The sequence below is a fragment of the Emticicia aquatilis genome (assembly GCF_014644295.1).
Taxonomy (GTDB): Bacteria; Bacteroidota; Bacteroidia; order Cytophagales; family Spirosomataceae; genus Emticicia; species Emticicia aquatilis.
In genome coordinates, this window is record NZ_BMKK01000001.1 from 152,483 (window position 1) to 170,949 (window position 18,467).

The window sequence follows — 18,467 nt, forward strand, 5'->3', positions numbered from 1 at the left end:
TTTATTGTTGTTTAGAAAATTTTTGTTTTAGCTTTTCTTTAATTCTTAGCACTTTAGTAGAAACATTTGAGACCGAAATTCCCAATATCTCCGAAATTTCTCCATGATTTTTGTCTTCTAAATACAAGACTATCAAGGCTTTGTCTAAATCATTTAATTCTGAGATAAACGTCTCTAAAAGTTCAAGATTTGGATTACTTTCACTAATAGGCGTATCAACAAAATCTTGAATCGAAAAATCAATAATTTGATGGTGGTTTTGTCGGATAACTTGTTTTCGGTAATAAGAAATGGCTACGTTTAGTACCACTCGGTAAAGCCATGTTGACAGTTTAAAATCGCTCTTATACCTCGGCAATGATTGCCAAACTTGTATCATCATTTCTTGCAAAAGGTCTTTTCGGTCGTCTTCATTTTTACAATACGTTTTAGCTATTTTAAAGAAAATTCCCTTATGCTCGTTGAGTATGGTTTCAAACAAGCTATTTTGTGTTGTTTGCTCCATAATGTATTAAATTGTTTTTTGTAAAATTCTCATTCGTTTCAAGTTTGATACGTTATCATTTTTACCAATGATTCGATAACAGGGAGAAAAAATCACAGTTTTTTGATTATAATTTTATTTTTTTCAAAATACTTTAAACCAAAAAGTGGTCGAGTCCAATTGATTCGTTTGATAAAAAACTCATAAAAAGCTAAACTTCCCCCAATTGTAAAAAAAAGGAGCAGTAAGTATTTGATGGCAACGTCTATTTTCAAAGGAAATAATAAAATAGAACCCATATACAAAAACACCATATGAATGATGTAAACAGGGTAAGCAGCATCTTTTAAATACTTTAACTGACGACTATTTTTATTTAAATATTTATGAGCAAATGCTAACATTGAAAATATCCAACAGTTTGATTCGATTGCCAATAAATAGTGGGGTACTGGCTCGGAGATTTTTACAGTTCGAATACTAAAAAGAGCTACCGCTACAATTATAAAAAGCCATCTCCATTTGAGTAACATTTTCCAAAAAGGCTCTCCACCAAGCATAAATAAAAAACCTGATATAAATGCTAACATCCCTAAAAGTAAACCATGTAAGGTAAAGGCGTACATCTCAAAAACCATAGGTTTACTAACTAAAGTCTCTAATACAAACAAAAATATAACAATGGCTAAGCTATAAGATGTACTAAGGGTTTTCTTACAAAAAACTCTTATTTTACTATCACTTCTATTTTTAAAAAAGAAGATAATAGGTAATAAAATGGTCACATAGAATAAAATATTACCCAAAAACCAAAGATGGCCCATATTGGGTAAATAGGCATTATCTCTCTGATAATAAAGCTGTAAAAGCCATAAATGAAATGGTACAATGGCTACACTTCCAAATATTAGTGGTAACCCAATGCGTAAAAAGCGTTCAACAAAAACCTGCTTCAAATTTCTGTTTTGGATGGCTAAATACAAACCCATGCCAGATACATAGAATAATATGGGTATTCGCCAAACATTAAGCATTGTCATGGGAATCCAAAGCGTATCCCACGGCTCTGCATTAGTAATAAATCCTATAAATCCACCCCAAGGTTGAAAACCAATAGCTGTGTGGTAAATGAGTAATAACACAATTGCAATTACCCTTATCCAATCAATGTCATAGCGTCTTTTCATGCTTTTTTATAGTTTATTTCAACATTTGGGCAATGACTGGTCTTGTTTTTTCAATATAAGCGAGGTCGAGCTTCACACCCATAGGTTCAAGCATTTGTTTCATTGGTTCATAAATTGGTTTTACATCTTTGAATGAACCTAAAACAGTTTGTAGTGCAGTACTTCCATATTTGTTTTTAATGGTTCTATTGGCTTTATAAGCGAGTAGTAATTTCACCATTTCTGGCTTACAAAAGAAAGCTGCCACATGTAAAGGTGTTGAACCATCATTGTTTTGAAAGTTTAAATCTGCTCCTGCTTTTATTAATAATTGAGCAATTTCCTTTTTATCATACAAGCAAGCCGTAATCAAAGGGCTTGAACCGCCCATAGGGTCTTTTTCATTTAGGTTTTTCTTGAGGGAAATGTATTTTTTTACAGCTGTAATATTATTTGCCTTTACTGCCTCGTGGATATTAATTTCCTTAGATTGACTCCTAACAAACGCATTTTTGGGAGAAGTAATGTTTGTACAAAAAGCTGTATTTTGGTTAAAAATAAGCAATAGCATAGCTGCAGACTGTTTCAGTCTGAATAGGAATAAACGTTTCATTTCTTAAATGTTTATTTGAAAGATTATTAAAAAATTATTTCCTAATGATTCGCATGATGGGAGGAAATATCACAGAAACTTCCTTAAAGCAGACAAAAATTTCAAAAAGCTAATTGAGAAATTAGAGTTGTTCTACCAAATTAAACTTGAAGAAAAGTATTTTCGACTTGGCCGAGTAAATAAATAAAAGTCACAATATAGTTTCACTAAAATTGTAACAGTAAGATAGAAAAAAGAAGAATTAATAGTAACGCAGATTTACTGCTTCAGGCGAGGCTAACGTGTAAACATAGAGTTTTGAACTTCTATTTGAGTTTTTGCTGATTGAACGGAATATAATCGAATGCAAAGTCTCAAAACAGTAGAGTTTTTTATTGGCAAAATAATTCAAAAATTTTTAAGCAAAACATCTATAAAAGTGGACAGAAAAGGTGAGTAATGCTCTCCAAACTCCTTTTTAACGACCATTTTTTTAAATAAAATAAAGATTGCGATTCGATTTTTTCAATATTTTATTTTGCCTTTCATTGTAACTTTAATAGAATATTTACATTTTAAATATAACCCACCCTCCAAATCTATTAGAAATGGGGGGTGGGAGGATAATCAATCAATTCTCACAACCTAAAATCTCTGCTTTAAAGACCGCACCCGATTCAAAACCAGGTGTCAGTAAAATCGACTTCCCTGCTTGGTAACTCACGCTGGCAGGTGATGTTACCTTATTACTCGCATTGATGCTCGTTACAGCTTTTTTAGTTTTTGTACCTGTCAAATTATCAGTTGGGCTTAGCAAATTATAGCTGTACGGGTGAACCGTAACTTGGCTTATCGCTGGATTACTCACTACTACTTGATTTGAAGAGGATACTCGAATCAAATACTTTGTTCCTTCAACTGTATTCTGTGGAATTGTGCAACTCAAAGTGCCTATGGCATTGGTGGTTCCTATCAAAACTGGAGTAGTAAAACTTCCCGACGAGTCAGACAACTCAACCCTAAATTCATTACCGATATTGAAAGTACCAGAGGTATTAAAACTTACATCCACCGAACTACCCGCACAAATAATGGTCTTTGAAAGTGTTGGTGCATTTATCGTTGTCAGATTACCCAATACTTTAAATCGGATAACTTTTGGTCCGTAAGTGATGCCACCTCCTTTGTTATCTTGGGCATAGCCCGTCACGGTCAAGGTGTAATTACCTGGTTTAAAACTCCTTCCCCAAATATCTGAGCCAAAATTGTCGAACAGAGCATTAGGTGCAACATTCTGTAAAATATTCCAATTGAATTCTGGGCCTTGAAGATTCATCTCAAAACTTTCGATAGTAACTGATGGACATAATGATGGTGTAACTAAAATCGAAACCTGCTCAGGAATTTGGTTGATAGTCATACCATCAGTCAGATTGAATAATGGCTGGTGCGGGTTCCCTGCTTTTACATACAAATAATCAACGATTCGACTTGGGTCGCAAGGGTCAACGCCACTGATGACAACATTTGTCGTTGCCGCGGCCGAACAACTATTTACTCCAACCACAGTCAAAGTATAAATTCCACCATTGACCGAAAGGGCATTTGGAATGGTTGGGCTGCTTTGCGTGCTACTAAAATTATTTGGACCAGTCCAACTATAAGTTCCACCACCACTTCCAACTAAACTAATACTTTGTCCGACTGTATAGGGGCCAGTATTTGTAGCTGTAACATTGGGTAGTGCTTTGATTTCCAAATTCGTTACCGAACTTTGGTCAGAATCGCAACCATTCGACACACACTTAGCTGATATTGAATATGTTCCCACTGCCGAAAGCGTCAAACTCGTGCCTGTTGAATTATCAGACCAAACAACGTTTCCACTTGCACAATTTGCCATTAATGTCAAAGTAGTTGGCGAACAAACCACTAATTGACTTGGTGGTATAATGGTTGGAATACTCGGTTTGGCTTTGATTTCCAAATTGGTTGCCGAACTTTGGTCGGAATCACAACCGTTCAAGGTACATTTTGCGGAAATGGCATAAGTTCCAACGGCCGAAAGCGTCAAACTTGTTCCTGTTGAATTGTTCGACCAAACAACATTTCCTGTTGTGCAATTTGCCGTTAAAGTCAAAGTAGTTGGCGAACAAACCACTAATTGACTTGGTAGCGTAATTATCGGAACACTTGGTTTGGCTTTGATTTCCAAATTCGTTGCAGAACTTTGGTCAGAATCGCAACCATTCGACACACACTTAGCTGATATTGAATATGTTCCCACTGCTGAAAGTGTCAAACTCGTACCAGTTGAATTATCCGACCAAACTACATTTCCACTTGCACAATTGGCCGTTAAACTCAAATTACTTGGCGAACATACCACTAATTGACTTGGTGGCGTTATAGTCGGTACGCTTGGTTTGGCTTTGATTTCTAAATTCGTAGCAGAACTTTGGTCTGATTCACAGCCATTTAGTACACATTTAGCCGAAATAGAATATGTTCCAACTGAATTAAGTGTCAAACTTGTCCCTGTTGAATTATTCGACCAAACAACATTTCCAGTCGCACAAGTTGCCGTTAAAGTCAAACTTGTTGGAGAACAAACCACTAATTGAATTGGTGGCGTAATGGTCGGCACACTTGGTTTGGCTTTGATTTCTAAATTCGTTACCGAACTTGGGTCAGAATCACAACCATTCAAGGTACATTTTGCTGATATTGAATATGTTCCAACTGAATTAAGTGTCAAACTCGTGCCAGTCGAATTATTCGACCATAGTACTGTTCCACTTGCACAAGTTGCCGTTAAAGTCAAACTTGTTGGTGAACATACTACTAATTGACTTGGTGGCGTTATAGTCGGCACACTTGGTTTGGCTTTTATTTCTAAACTCGTTGTCGAACTTGGGTCAGAATCACAACCATTCAAGGTACATTTTGCTGAAATCGCATAAGTTCCAACTGCTGAAACTGTCAAACTCGTACCTGTTGAATTATCCGACCAAAGTACCGTTCCACTTGCACAAGTTGCCGTTAAAGTCAAACTTGTTGGTGAACATACTACTAATTGACTTGGTGGCGTTATAGTCGGCACACTTGGTTTGGCTTTTATTTCTAAACTCGTTGTCAAACTTGGGTCGGAATCACAACCATTCAATGTACATTTTGCTGAAATCGCATAAGTTCCAACTGCTGAAAGCGTCAAACTCGTACCTGTTGAATTATTCGACCATAAAACGGTGCCTGTCATGCAGTTAGCAGTTAAAGTCAAACTTGTTGGAGAACAAACCACTAATTGACTTGGTGGCGTAATGGTCGGCACACTTGGTTTAGCTTTTATTTCTAAATTCGTTGTAGAACTTGGGTCTGATTCACAACCATTTAACGTACATTTCGCTGATATTGCGTATGTTCCAACTGCTGAAAGCGTCAAACTCGTACCTGTTGAATTATTCGACCAAACTACATTTCCTGTTACACAAGTAGCCGTTAATGTCAAATTTGTAGGAGAACAAACAACTAATTGGCTTGGTGGTGTAATAGTCGGCACACTTGGTTTAGCTTTGATTTCCAAATTCGTTGTAGAACTGGCGTCTGATTCACAACCATTCAATACACATTTAGCTGATATTGAGTATGTGCCGACTGAATTAAGCGTCAAACTCGTGCCAGTCGAATTATTCGACCAAAGCACCGTTCCAGTTGCACAAGTTGCCGTTAATGTCAAAGTACTTGGAGAACAAACCACTAATTGACTTGGTGGCGTAATGGTCGGAGTGGCTGGTTTAGCTTTGATTTCTAAATTCGTTATTGAACTTTGGTCAGAATCACAACCATTTAAGGTGCATTTCGCTGATATTGAATATGTTCCGACTGAATTAAGCGTCAAACTCGTACCTGTCGAATTATTCGACCATAATACATTTCCAATCGCACAAGTTGCCGTTAATGTCAAACTTGTTGGAGAACACACCACTAATTGACTTGGCGGTGTAATGGTCGGAGTGGCTGGTTTAGCTTTGATTTCCAAATTCGTTGTAGAACTTGGGTCTGATTCACAACCATTCAGCACGCATTTGGCAGATATTGAATATGTTTCAACTGAATTAAGCGTCAAACTCGTGCCTGTTGAATTATTCGACCAAAGGACCGTTCCAGTTGAACAGTTTGCCGTTAAAGTCAAATTACTTGGAGAACATACCACTAATTGGCTTGGTGGTGTAATGGTTGGAACACTTGGTTTGGCTTTGATTTCTAAGTTTGTTGTCGAACTGGCGTCTGATTCGCAACCATTCAACACACATTTAGCTGATACTGAATATGTGCCAACTGAATTAAGTGTCAAACTTGTACCCGTTGAATTATTTGACCAAACAACCGTTCCACTTGCACAAGTTGCCGTTAAGGTTAACGTATTTGGTGAACAGATAACCGTGTTTGTTGGTGGTGTAATTGTTGGTACACTTGGTTTAGCATTTACTGTAATTGTATTACTCGTTGCCACCAAAGCCGTCTCACAAGTAGCATCCTTACAACTGGCATAAAAAGTTTGATTTGCCCCCACTGGAGCAGTATAACTAAATGAACTACCCGTGCCGAGAGCAGTACCACCCGTTGCAGAATTATACCAATTGACAGTTCCACTCGTGCAAGTTGCTTGCAAGTTTACACTTGTGCCTTGGCAAACTGTTGTTTGGCTTATCGAAACAGCTGTGGGAGCAGTAATTGGCGAACTTTGCAATTCATACGCTCCCATGTCAATGGTTGTATTGAAAATACGTTGGTTTCCTGCTAAATCTGTGGTGTTTGTATTGGCTGTATTATCACCTGTATTTACGGCTGGTGAGCAAGCAAGAAGCAATAAGCCATCATCATTTGTTCCAAATATACCATCTGTTCCTGCTGGGTTGGTGGCGTTGGCAAAAAGTGGGTCTTGTGCAAAAAGATTATTTGTGCCTGAAAAAGTAAAACTGCTTGGGTAGTTAGTCGTATTATTAGCTAATTGCAGTAAAGAATTGCTGACAGTAACTGTAGGACCATTATTTAGAATGTCTGCTCCTGCAATTGTGGCATTACCTCCTTTGGTATTGCCCCAAAAGATACTATTTTTAATGGTTGGAGAGCCGCTAACGAAATTATACATTCCACCGCCATTATAAGTAGCACTGTTCTCCGAAAAAGTAAGATTAATGAGGATTGGGGAAGATAGAGCATTATACATCCCACCGCCTACATTAATGGCATTATTCCTCGAAAAAATAACATTAGTTAGAGTCGGGGAGGAAGCATAATTACCCATTCCACCACCATTGGCACCATAAGTACCATTATTGGAAGCACTGTTTCCAAAAAAAGTTACATTGTTAAGGCTCGGAGAAGAACTAAAATTAAACATCCCACCGCCATTAGCATTAGAATTATTCCTCAAAAAATAAACATTGTTGAGTTTCGGGGAAGACTGATTAATATTGTACATCCCACCTCCACTATTATAAACTTTATTCCCCGAAAAAGTAATATTATTGAGACTCGGAGAAGAATTATTATTATACATTCCAGCCCCATAATCACTATCATTAACATAACCACCGTTCGCATACCCTCCTGTAATAGTAAAACCATCTAAAAGAGAGTTACTGTTTGTTAATCCATTACTGTTATTATAAATCACATGATAGCTATTCTCACCATTACCAGTAATACTCAAAGTAGCCCCTGAGCCAGTTACCACATCATTACCATTCAAATCACCACTCAGAATGGTTGGGTTCGTCGTCCAATTTCTTTCGGCCATTGTTGGGTTGCCAGTGTTCGGAAAACCACCATATATTTTTACATTCGGTAGCATCACAAATGCTACATTGCGGTCGGAAGCATGGGGTTTGTATGTACCTTTGGCCACCCAGATTTCGGTCAAATTAGTTTTGCAAGTATAATTTAATGCCGATTGTAGGTCCGTAAAGGCATTTGCCCAATCTAAACCCGTATTAGCTCCTGTAGTGGAAGCGGCGTTTACGTACAGACGCATAGGTGAAGTTAGAGCTGCTCCTTGCAATTCGTACGCCCCTAAATCTACTGTTGTATTGAAAATACGTGGGTTGCCAATGATATCTGTACTTGCAACGCCTGTATTATCACCAACATTGAGTGCAGGGCTACAAGCGGTAAGGATTAAACCATCATCATTAGTACCAAAAATGCCATCTGCTCCTGCTGGATTAGCGGCGTTGGCAAAAAGTGGGTCTTGGGCAAAGAGAATATTATTAACATCGCTAAATTGGAACTTATTATTACCAGTAGTTGGGTAGTTTGTGGCATTATTTATCAATTGCAATGTGGTATTATTTACAAGTGTAATTGCAGGAGAACTTTGTGCACTCATATTTACAATGTCAGCACCTGTTGTATTACTATTACCCGCAGCAGAATTCCCCCAAAACACAGAGTTTTTTACAACCGTATTGGTTAAATAATCATTATAAACAGCACCGCCATTATTTGCATTATTTCCCGAGAATGTCACATTACTTAGGTTTGTAGTAGATGCAACATTAAATATACCCCCCCCACCAAGTGAAGCATTATTCGCCGAAAATAGACCGTTAACTAAGCTTGGTGAAGAGTTATTATTAAAAATTCCGCCACCGAAAAATGCCTTATTTTGATAAAATTGAACATTTTTAAGAGATGGCGAAGAACCTTGATTAAAAATACCTCCACCGTTTGAGGCACTGTTTGCTGAAAAAATAACATTACTAAGGCTTGGAGAAGAGCCCTCATTTGACATACCGCCACCATTAGTGTTACTATTCCCTCCAGTAATCGTAAACCCATCCAAAAGTGAATTGCTTGTTGTCAGACCGTTACTGGCATTTAAAATAACATGTAAACTATTCTCACCATTACCAGTAATACTCAAAGTAGCCCCTGAGCCAGTTATCACATCATTACCATTCAAATCTCCACTTAAAATAGTTGGGTTGACTGTCCAGTTTCTTTCAGTCATCGTTGGGTTGCCAGTGTTCGGGAATCCACCATAAATTTTCACATTCGGTAGCATCACAAATGCTACATTGCGGTCGGAAGCATGGGGCTTGTACGTACCTTTGGCTACCCAGATTTCGGTCAAATTAGTTTTACAAGGATAATTCAAAGCTGACTGTAAATCAGTAAAGGCATTTGCCCAATCTAAACCTGTATTTGCTCCTGCGGTGGCTGAGGCGTTAACGTAGAGGCGAGTGGGTGCATTATTTACCATCAATGTATTACTCGTTGCCATCAAAGCACTCTCACAAGTAGCAGTTTTACAACTGGCATAAAACGTTTGGTTTGCTCCCACTGGAGCAGTATAACTAAATGAACTTCCCGTGCCGAGAGCAGTACCACCCGTTGATGAATTATACCAGTTTACAGTTCCGTTTGTACAAGTAGCTTGTAAATTTACGCTTGTGCCTTGGCAGACGGTAGCTGAACTTATCGAAAGGGCAGTTGGAGGATTTGGTGGCAAACAATCGTCGTTAATAATAGTACCTGTACCTGCACTTCGACCAATAGTCGCTCCTGTTACATTCGTGATATTTACAAAAAAAGTTTCATCACCTTCAAATGTAGCATCGCCATTGACCAGTACCGTAAACGTATAGTTGCTACTTCCTTCAGGTATAGTTTGGGCAGTGAGCGATTTCGAAACGTAATCAAAACCACCTGAGGCTGTTCCATCAACAGTTCTAATATCAAATGATACACCTCCTGGGCCTGCGGGAGAAGACAAACTTACCGTAAAGTCAAAAGCGGTAGTTCCCGAAAGTCCTTCATTTAACGAAATATCATTATTGATTGAAATAGTAGGATTTGAGCCTATTCCTTGAATTGAAAATACATAAGGATTCTCATCAGAATCATCATTTGCTATACTAATAATGGCTGTTCTTGTTCCTGCCGCCGAAGGGTCGAAAGTAACTTGAAAAGTTGTACTTCCTGAAGCCACCACTGGTGAGGTAGGTAAGGCTGTTACAGCAAAATCAGCGGCATTTGTGCCACTAATAGAGACTTGCGGTGAGCCATTTAATAATAAATTGGCTCCACCTAAATTTTCAATCGTAAAGGTTCTAACAATTGTTCCAGAAGTAACCAATACTGAACCAAAATCAGTATGGTCAGTGGTAGAAGGGCTTGTATTGCCACTTACGATTGAAGTACCATTGCCTTTTACATTTATTTCTGGAATCGGCGTAATTATGTCAGTATCATTAGCCGAATTATTACCTGGAACTGGGTCTGTAATTCCTGCTCCCGCAGCAATCGTTGCTGTTGTAGATAAATTTCCAGTGGCCGTATTTATCAGTGTTCCTGTTGCTGTGAAAGTTATCGAACTACCTACAGGCAAATTAACAGTTTTGTTTATATTACCAGTACCAGTAGAAGTTCCGGATATAGAAGCCCCACCAGAGCTAATTCCAGACCACGAAACCCCTGAAAGCGATGCAGGAAAAGTAACAGCTACATCATTTCCAGAAGCATTTGATGGCCCAGCATTGGAAGCTACAATAGTATAGGTTACCTGCGAACCTGGACTAACAGAAGTAAGCCCATCAGTTATTGAAATTGACAAGTTGGCACTTGGTGATAAAGTGTCGGTATCTGTGGCACTATTATTGGCTGCATTCGGGTCTCCAGCTTGAGCTACAGTAACGGTATTTGATAATGTACCCGTTGCAGATGGAGAAACAGTAGCAGTTACTGTAAAAGTAAAGGTTGAACCCGCAGGCATTACTAAATTGGTGTTAATATTTCCAGTTCCACTGGTTGTTCCTGTTGCTCCATTGGTGGCTACCGCCGTCCAAGAAATATTTGTTAAGCTTGCAGGGAATAGATTGGCAACTGTTACGTTGTTGGCATTATCTGGCCCATTATTAGTTACAGTTATAGTATAAGTAACATTATTTCCAGGTGTTGCTATTGTTACACCATCGGTCATTGAAACACTAATATCAGAACTTGGATTAACCCCAGTACCTTGAATACCATAAGCATAATGTGTATCATTGTTGTCAATATTCAGCCCCACATATCTCAATCCTGTAACCGAAGGGGTGAAGTTAACAGTAAATGTAGTAGAGCTATTCGCCGAAATTGTAGCTGGGAGAGTAATTCCACCGATACTGAAATCTACTGAACTTGTACCGCCCATAGAAAACGCATTTGCGGGAATGATTAGGTCACAATTTCCCGTATTTTCGATGGTAAAAGTTCTTATCTTACTACTTCCAATAGCTACTGACCCAAACTCTGTGTGGTCGGCTAATGACGGACTGCCATCTCCATTCGCTATTGAAATAGTATTCCCTTTAACATTGATTTTCTGGGGTTGATTTGCCGTTTGCGACTCATACGCCCCTAAATCAATCGTTGACCCAAATAAACGTTGGTTTCCTCCCAAGTCAATTGTAGTTGTATTGGCGGCATTACTCCCTACATTTAACGCTGGCGAACAAACTTGTAACCTAAAATTACTATTGGCGGCATCCACAAAAAGTGGGTCAGAAGAAAGATTATTTCCTCCATCACTTAAAGTTCCGTTATTGACTAAAATAATGGCACCAAGCCCTCCTTCTAAAATACTATTTGAAACATTTAGAGTAGAATTAGAAATATAAATTTGACTTACTGGTGAGACCGACGTATTACCCCAAAAAATGCAGTTTTTTGCAGTAACGTTAGGTGAACCGTTGGAAATCTCAGTGTATAGAGCCCCCCCTCTACCTGAGTTCAAGGCTGAGTTATTGGCAAACGTACAGTTTATTAATTGCACTTGAGAGTTTCCATGAGCCCTCATCGCTGCTCCATCACCACCAGTAGAATTACCACTATAGCCAATAGCTTGATTATTATAAAATAGGCAATTGATAAATGTTGGGGTGGATGCGGTTGTTGTTCCAATGTGCATTACCCCACCACCGTAAATTGCGGTGTTATTTCTGATGATACAGTTTGTGAAAACTGGGCTACAAATCCCATTATTAAGAACTCCCCCACCCCATAACGAATTCGTACCGAAAACATTAGCATTTCCATCAGTAATAATTACACCATCTAATTTTGCAGTATTATTGAGGTTACCATTGCTAACTACATGATAACTATTGTCAGAATTATTATTTAATGTACCAATATCTCCGCTCAAAATCGTTTCGTTTGTTACCCAATTTCTTTGTGAAAGTAACGTTTCATTTCCACTAAATCCTCCATAAATGGTTACGTTATTTATCATGCTAAATGCACTATTACGAAAAGTTCCCGGCTTGTAAGTACCTTTGGCTACCCAGATTTCGGTTATACAAGTATTATTTCGTGCAAAAGTCAAAGCTGTCTGTAAATCATTATAGGCGTTGGTCCAACTTGACCCGTTATTTAAGCCTGTGGTGGCCATAAAATTTACGTATAACCGACTTCCTGCAAATGTCGGACAAGCATCACAAACATCACCAAATCCATCGCCATCTGTATCTAATTGATTAGAATTTGCAATTGTAAGGCAGTTATCAATTCTATCACCAACGCCATCTCTATCTACGTCCAATTCGCAATAATTTGTACAACCATCGGTATTATTACTATTACCATCATCACATTGTTCATTACCCGCTTTTACACCATTCCCACAACCTGCTGTACATACACTTGGTGCACCGCTACAACTATAATTTATTTCTATTTGGCAAGTAGCACTGCACCCATCACCCGATGCCGTATTTCCGTCATCGCATTGTTCGCCAGCGTCACGAATCGCACTGCCACAATAAGGTATATAATCAGCTTTTGACTTTGCTGAAGCATCAATAAATTTGCTCTGAATTGGCAAATCAAATAAATTACTGCTGAGTTTTTCGAGCGTTGAAAAACCATTAATTTTTCTAACATTTCCATCATTCTCCTGCACAATTAGTGTTGGAACTGCCGAAACACCCCATTTTTGTGCAACTGGTTTTCCATTAAGCGATTGTATTTCTATTTCTTGTACGTCATATCGTACATTCATCGAATCAAGAAAAGCTTTGTTTTGCTCAAACGCTTGGTGCATTTTCTTGCAATACCCGCAGTAATCGGCATAGAATATAAATAGTTTGGGTTTCGTTTGGGCTTGGCTAAATCCTTCGACATTCAGCCAAAACAGCAAAAAAAGTAGATTTAAATAGGTTCTAAACTTTGTGTTCATCGTATTTTTTGGAATTAGATTATTTTGTTAGTCAATTAGTTATAGTTGAGTTGTCACTTAATTATTCAAAATCAGTTAATTTTATCCAATGCATTTATTAGTAAAGGCTTCTTTCGTCTCGAAACCAAAACCGACTCTTGGTCTTTGATTCTGAGTATCGAGTAAGATGCCTCAAATTCGACATAATGCAGGTTGATAAAAAAAGAGCGGTTCGGGCGAAAGAAGTACTTACACTCGGCAAAGCGTTCTTCGATTACTTTTAGGTTAGTAGAAACCAGTAGTTTTTCTCCATTCTCAAAGTGTACACGGGTGTAATTAACATCAGCTTCAAAATAGACCACTTCTGAAGGAGAAACTTTTTTTCGACCTCCGATACTTATCACATTTTCCATAGCTTTTGGTTGTTTAGTTTTTAGTAAAATTTATCTTGTCATGAAAGACATAATATCTATCTATCATTTTGGCTTCGTTAAAATGAAAGCAGTAGTTCATTTTTAGGTCGGCCGTGCGGCCATCGGTGTAGCGAACCGTTCCACTAAAAAGTGAGAAAACATACACTCCTGACAAATCTGAGAACTTCATGGCCTTCTGACTACTGATGGGAATCTGAGTAAACCTCGAAAATTTCAGCGATTGAATTTTATTCACATCTCTCCACTTTTGCCATGCTGCTATGGCCGCAGCTCTGCCCACCAAGCTGGGCTGAGTAGTGTCATCGGGTAGTTCAAACTGCACATCATCGGCCAGCATTTTGCTCCAAGCATCCAAATCAAAATCAGCTTGGTAGCTGATAGTTTTTTCGGCCAATACGGCATAGTTTTGAGTAGCAATACTGAGGTCGTTATTGCTCGAATTTTCTTGTCTCTGACAGGCAAAAAGCAAGCCCATCAGTAAGATTTTTTTGAGGGTAAAAAAGATGAATCGTCGCATCGTTTTCATGCTGTTTTTTATGAAATTGATGTGACAAAGTTCGGGAAGATTAAATTTTCTATGTTAGTATATTTGACCAAAAACTTAGGTTATTTGACCAAAACTTGTGTTATTTGACCAAATGTGTAAATTTTGTCCCAAAAAGAGGCCTTGCATCATTCAGATTAGGGGATTTTTCAAAATAAAAAAAGTTGGTTGAGAAAACCCTCTCAACCAACTTCAAAAATCTTTTTTTACAGCATATTTTTCACCTTTTCTACTCCACTTCTACCTTCACATCAAGCAAGCCAAAGCGTTTCAATAATTCATTAAATCGTTTGTCGCCATCTAAGTATCTGAAGAAAGGTGATACTTTTATATCAAGTGGTATTTGCTTTAAAGTAGCCATTTGCTCAAGGTATTTGAAACTATTTTCTTTGTCTTTGAGTCCAGCATATACCATAGCAAAATACGTATAGTTCTCGGGCATATTGGGTAAATTAGCCAAGTAGGTTTTAGCGGCAGCATCTTGCCCCATACAGGCTTGCGTGTAGGCAATAGCTGCATTTACACCTTTCACAGTTGGATTAAGTTTTTGAGCTTTGGTCAAATCAGACAATGCCTTGGGATAGTCTTTAATATGAAGGTAATGATAACCTGTACTCCAATAGAACAGATAAGAATCATTAAATAAAAGTTCACCTTTTTTGATAGCTTCATTGGCTAATGCTATTTTATTGGAGTACGAACAATTCCTGATGTGTCCTGCCAAAATGACTGGAGAAAGTGGGTCTAATGAAAGTGCTTTGGTACTATACTCTAATGCCTCGTCCAACATACCAAAGGAGCGTAACATCAGACTATACCAATAATTTACCTGTGCATTGTTGGGATTACATCTGAGAGCAATCTGAAAGGTAGTATTGGCTTGTTCCCATTTGTGTTGGTCCTGATAAATAGCCGCCAGTAAGCCATAGGCCTCAGCATTGGCAACATCTATTCTGATTGCCTCTAATGCCTCTTGCTCTGCCATTCTAAAACTTGAATCTATGTTTATATAGTTCAAATTACCAAGAAAAAAATAAACACTCGCCTTACTGGCGTAAGCATCGGCAAAACTCGGGTCTAAAGCAATTGCCCTATCCATTTTTTCTAAACTTGCTATCATTTTTTCTTTGGTTCGGGTAGCCAATAGTTGTCTCCCCTGCAAGTATTCATTGTATGCCTCCGTGTTTGTTGTCTGAATCTTATTCAATTGTTTGGTATCAATATCGCTCAATTGCTCATGCAATACCTCTACAATTTCTTTTGTTATTTTATTTGTGATACCAATAACATCATTAGTTTCAGCTTCAAAACTTTTAATCCAAATCGTTCTGTCCTCTTTTGCCTTCACCAACTCAATACTGACCAATAATTTTGAACCAACTTGCTTAATGGTGCCATCTAAAATATAGGTTACTTGGAGTTCGTTGGCAATTTGGGGAATCGTTTTTGGAGAATCTTTGAATTGAGAAGAAGAGTTTTTTGAGATAACTTTGAGTTTTTTGAGTAAAGTAAGCGACGAATGAACTTGCTCCATCAAACCCTCTGCAAAAAACGAATTGTCAATATTCCCGATGTTTTTAAAAGGTAAAATGGCAATCGAATTATCGGTATTTAATTGATTATTTGTAGTAGTATTATTTTGAAAAAAGTAGATGCTCGAAAATAAAATTAATAAAATAGGAATTACCCAAAGCCAATTTTTATTAAATGACTTTTTAGAAACACGTTTTTCTGTAATTATCTCACTATCAGTATTTTGATTATAATTCTGAACAATGAGTTTATCTTTGTTTTTTCGATATTCAGTGGGGCTTACACCATAAGTTTCCGTAAAGTATTTACTAAAACTCTGAGGAGAATCAATGCCCACGGCATAGGTAATCTCGGAAATCTTCAGTTCCGAATTTAGCAATAATTCCTTAGCTTTTTGAAGCTTTCGCTGGCGAATATACAGCGAAATAGAAAGGTCTGAAGATTCCTTGATTAATCTAAAAAGTTGCGACCGACTTAGTCCAAATTCTTTACAAATAGTATCTGAAGAAAACGACTCGTTCCCAAGATTATCATCAATCAGTTGGTTGACTTTGTCCAATAAAACTACTTCTGTATTGTTAAACTTCTCTGACATTCAAAATAAGCGTTAAAGCTTCACTCAATTATAATAGGGTTACTTGGGTTACAAATATAAGTATAAAGCGAACAAACATTTCACTCTTAATCGAGCAAATCATTCTTTTTTTCTATCAAACTCAATAAATACGATGAATACCGATAAATTTTATTTTCAGCAAGGGTTTAAGCAGATACCTCAGAAAAGCCGTATTAATCAGCATTGGAATTTTAATAGTATCTATATTTCAATTTTTAAGAAATCATATCTTTTCACAAAAGCTCGACTATGACCGCAAGAAAACTTTAAATAAAGCATCTAAACAAAAACTCGTTAAACCATTAGCTCCTTTAAACATCAAAAGCCATAAAACCTATACGTATGAATCTTAAAAAATTACTCTTTGGCTCTGTTATTTTCTTTTTGTTTGTTGCCTCAAAAACAATAACCACTACCGACTACCTAAACCTACCAGCCACTCCTTATGAATATAGTGTTTCGTTACCCAACTACTATGCCAATAATGTCAATCCGATAGATAACACTCCCGCCACCAACCCTATCACCAATCATGGAGCAACACTCGGGCGTGTACTTTTTTATGATAAAAACCTAAGTATTAACCGAACTGTTTCGTGTGCTTCGTGCCACAAACAAAGCGAAGGTTTCAGCGATTCTCGCACGCTAAGCATAGGTTTTGCTGGAGGTACAACCGACCGCCACGGCATGACCGTTCTGAATGCTCGGTACTATCAACGTGGGCGTTTTTTCTGGGATGAAAGAGCCGCCACGCTTGAAGACCAAGTGCTTCAACCTCTACAAAACACCGTAGAAATGGGTTTGACTGCTGCTCAAATTTCGGAAAGAGTGAGCGAGCAACCTTACTATAATCAACTATTTATCAATGCTTTTGGAGATAATTCTATTACTAACGATAGAATTTCAAAGGCTTTGGCTCAATTTGTAAGAAGTATCGTGAGCTATCAAAGTAAATATGATATTGGTCGAGCTGCTGTAAACAATCCTAACCAGCCTTTTGCAAATTTTACAGCTCAAGAAAATCAAGGAAAGCAGTTATTCTTCACGCCAATTCCGCAAGGGGGCGGAGGTTGTGCGGGCTGTCATGGTACAGAAGCCTTTGTAAGTGCCAGACCCGAAAACAACGGAATTGACCTCACTTCAACTACCGATTTAGGCGTTGGTGGTGTTGCACCCATCAGGCCCAACTTAATAGGACATTTCAAAAATTCAAGTATCCGAAACATCGAACTTACTGCCCCCTACATGCACGATGGCCGATTTACTACCCTCGAACAAGTGGTTGAGCATTACAATAGTGGTATTCAGGCTCACCCCAATCTTTCGGGTATTTTGAAAGATGCCAACGGCAACCCCATAAGATTAAACTTCTCGACTGCTCAGAAAAACGCCTTAGTGGCCTTTATGAGAACCTTAACCGATAATAGTGTAGCAACCGAAGCACGTTGGAGTAACCCGTTTTGTCAGACTAATCTAAGTTTTACGGGTACAATCAATTCGGGTGGTTTTCAGTCGAGCAATGCTATTTTAGTGCAAGATGGTAGCAGCACACAAGTGCAAAGTGGTAGTACTGTAAACCTTGTTTCTGGCAAAGCCATTATTCTGAATCCTTCGTTTGAAGCTAAAACTGGGAGTGTATTTAAAGCCCAGATTAGCACTTGTCAATAAAACACATACCCTTCAATATATTTTACTTACTTGAGCATAGCTTTTGTCGGAATGGCACTAAGCTATGCTTTTTTTAGTTCTAACAAAAAAATGGCGAAATTTTTAGGTGTTAACATAAATCTGATGTTACGCAAATTTTCTAAAAATCCGTAGGATTGTCTCATTTTGTAGCCGTCGATTTTAATCGATGGTAAAACGATGTACATAGTTTGTTAGAGTTCCATCGG

The 18,467-nt window shown here is 38.0% G+C and carries 8 protein-coding genes; 1 reads left to right on the forward strand and 7 read right to left on the reverse strand.

The annotated features are described in order from the left end of the window. Nucleotide 1: 1 nt before the first annotated feature. From IEX65_RS00675 to IEX65_RS00705, 7 genes are all read right to left on the reverse strand, one after another. Nucleotides 2-505 (reverse strand): RNA polymerase sigma factor, encoded by a 504-nt coding sequence (locus IEX65_RS00675; RefSeq protein ID WP_188763632.1) that lies wholly within the window; start codon nt 503-505, stop codon nt 2-4. 92 nt (nt 506-597) lie between these two features. Beyond that, nucleotides 598-1,671 (reverse strand): acyltransferase family protein, encoded by a 1,074-nt coding sequence (locus IEX65_RS00680; RefSeq protein ID WP_188763634.1) that lies wholly within the window; start codon nt 1,669-1,671, stop codon nt 598-600. Between the two features lie 13 nt (nt 1,672-1,684). After that, entirely contained in the window at nt 1,685-2,263 is a 579-nt protein-coding gene (locus IEX65_RS00685) for an ankyrin repeat domain-containing protein (protein ID WP_229250462.1), read from the reverse strand. A gap of 610 nt (nt 2,264-2,873) precedes the next feature. Then, nucleotides 2,874-13,466, reverse strand: a complete 10,593-nt coding sequence (locus tag IEX65_RS00690) for a choice-of-anchor D domain-containing protein (protein ID WP_188763636.1) — start codon at nt 13,464-13,466, stop codon at nt 2,874-2,876. Between the two features lie 71 nt (nt 13,467-13,537). Further along, nucleotides 13,538-13,858: a LytR/AlgR family response regulator transcription factor gene (locus tag IEX65_RS00695; protein ID WP_188763638.1), complete on the reverse strand. Its 321-nt coding sequence runs from the start codon at nt 13,856-13,858 to the stop codon at nt 13,538-13,540. Between the two features lie 13 nt (nt 13,859-13,871). Next, a complete protein-coding gene (locus tag IEX65_RS00700) occupies nt 13,872-14,396 on the reverse strand; it encodes a nuclear transport factor 2 family protein (protein ID WP_188763640.1) in 525 nt (174 codons plus the stop codon). A gap of 256 nt (nt 14,397-14,652) precedes the next feature. After that, nucleotides 14,653-16,551, reverse strand: coding sequence for a helix-turn-helix domain-containing protein (locus IEX65_RS00705; protein WP_188763642.1), 1,899 nt, complete (start codon nt 16,549-16,551; stop codon nt 14,653-14,655). A gap of 363 nt (nt 16,552-16,914) precedes the next feature. Here IEX65_RS00705 and IEX65_RS00710 point away from each other — a divergent pair, with 363 nt between their 5' ends. Continuing rightward, nucleotides 16,915-18,240, forward strand: a complete 1,326-nt coding sequence (locus IEX65_RS00710; protein ID WP_188763644.1) for a cytochrome-c peroxidase — start codon at nt 16,915-16,917, stop codon at nt 18,238-18,240. Nucleotides 18,241-18,467 lie beyond the last annotated feature (227 nt).

What these genes read in the sequence shown, in the direction of transcription:
- IEX65_RS00705 (WP_188763642.1), bottom strand. Translation starts at nt 16,551, where the DNA reads ATGTCAGAGAAGTTTAACAATACAGAAGTAGTTTTATTGGACAAAGTC.
- IEX65_RS00690 (WP_188763636.1), bottom strand. Translation starts at nt 13,466, where the DNA reads ATGAACACAAAGTTTAGAACCTATTTAAATCTACTTTTTTTGCTGTTT.
- IEX65_RS00695 (WP_188763638.1), bottom strand. Translation starts at nt 13,858, where the DNA reads ATGGAAAATGTGATAAGTATCGGAGGTCGAAAAAAAGTTTCTCCTTCA.
- IEX65_RS00700 (WP_188763640.1), bottom strand. Translation starts at nt 14,396, where the DNA reads ATGCGACGATTCATCTTTTTTACCCTCAAAAAAATCTTACTGATGGGC.
- IEX65_RS00680 (WP_188763634.1), bottom strand. Translation starts at nt 1,671, where the DNA reads ATGAAAAGACGCTATGACATTGATTGGATAAGGGTAATTGCAATTGTG.
- IEX65_RS00710 (WP_188763644.1), top strand. Translation starts at nt 16,915, where the DNA reads ATGAATCTTAAAAAATTACTCTTTGGCTCTGTTATTTTCTTTTTGTTT.
- IEX65_RS00675 (WP_188763632.1), bottom strand. Translation starts at nt 505, where the DNA reads ATGGAGCAAACAACACAAAATAGCTTGTTTGAAACCATACTCAACGAG.
- IEX65_RS00685 (WP_229250462.1), bottom strand. Translation starts at nt 2,263, where the DNA reads ATGAAACGTTTATTCCTATTCAGACTGAAACAGTCTGCAGCTATGCTA.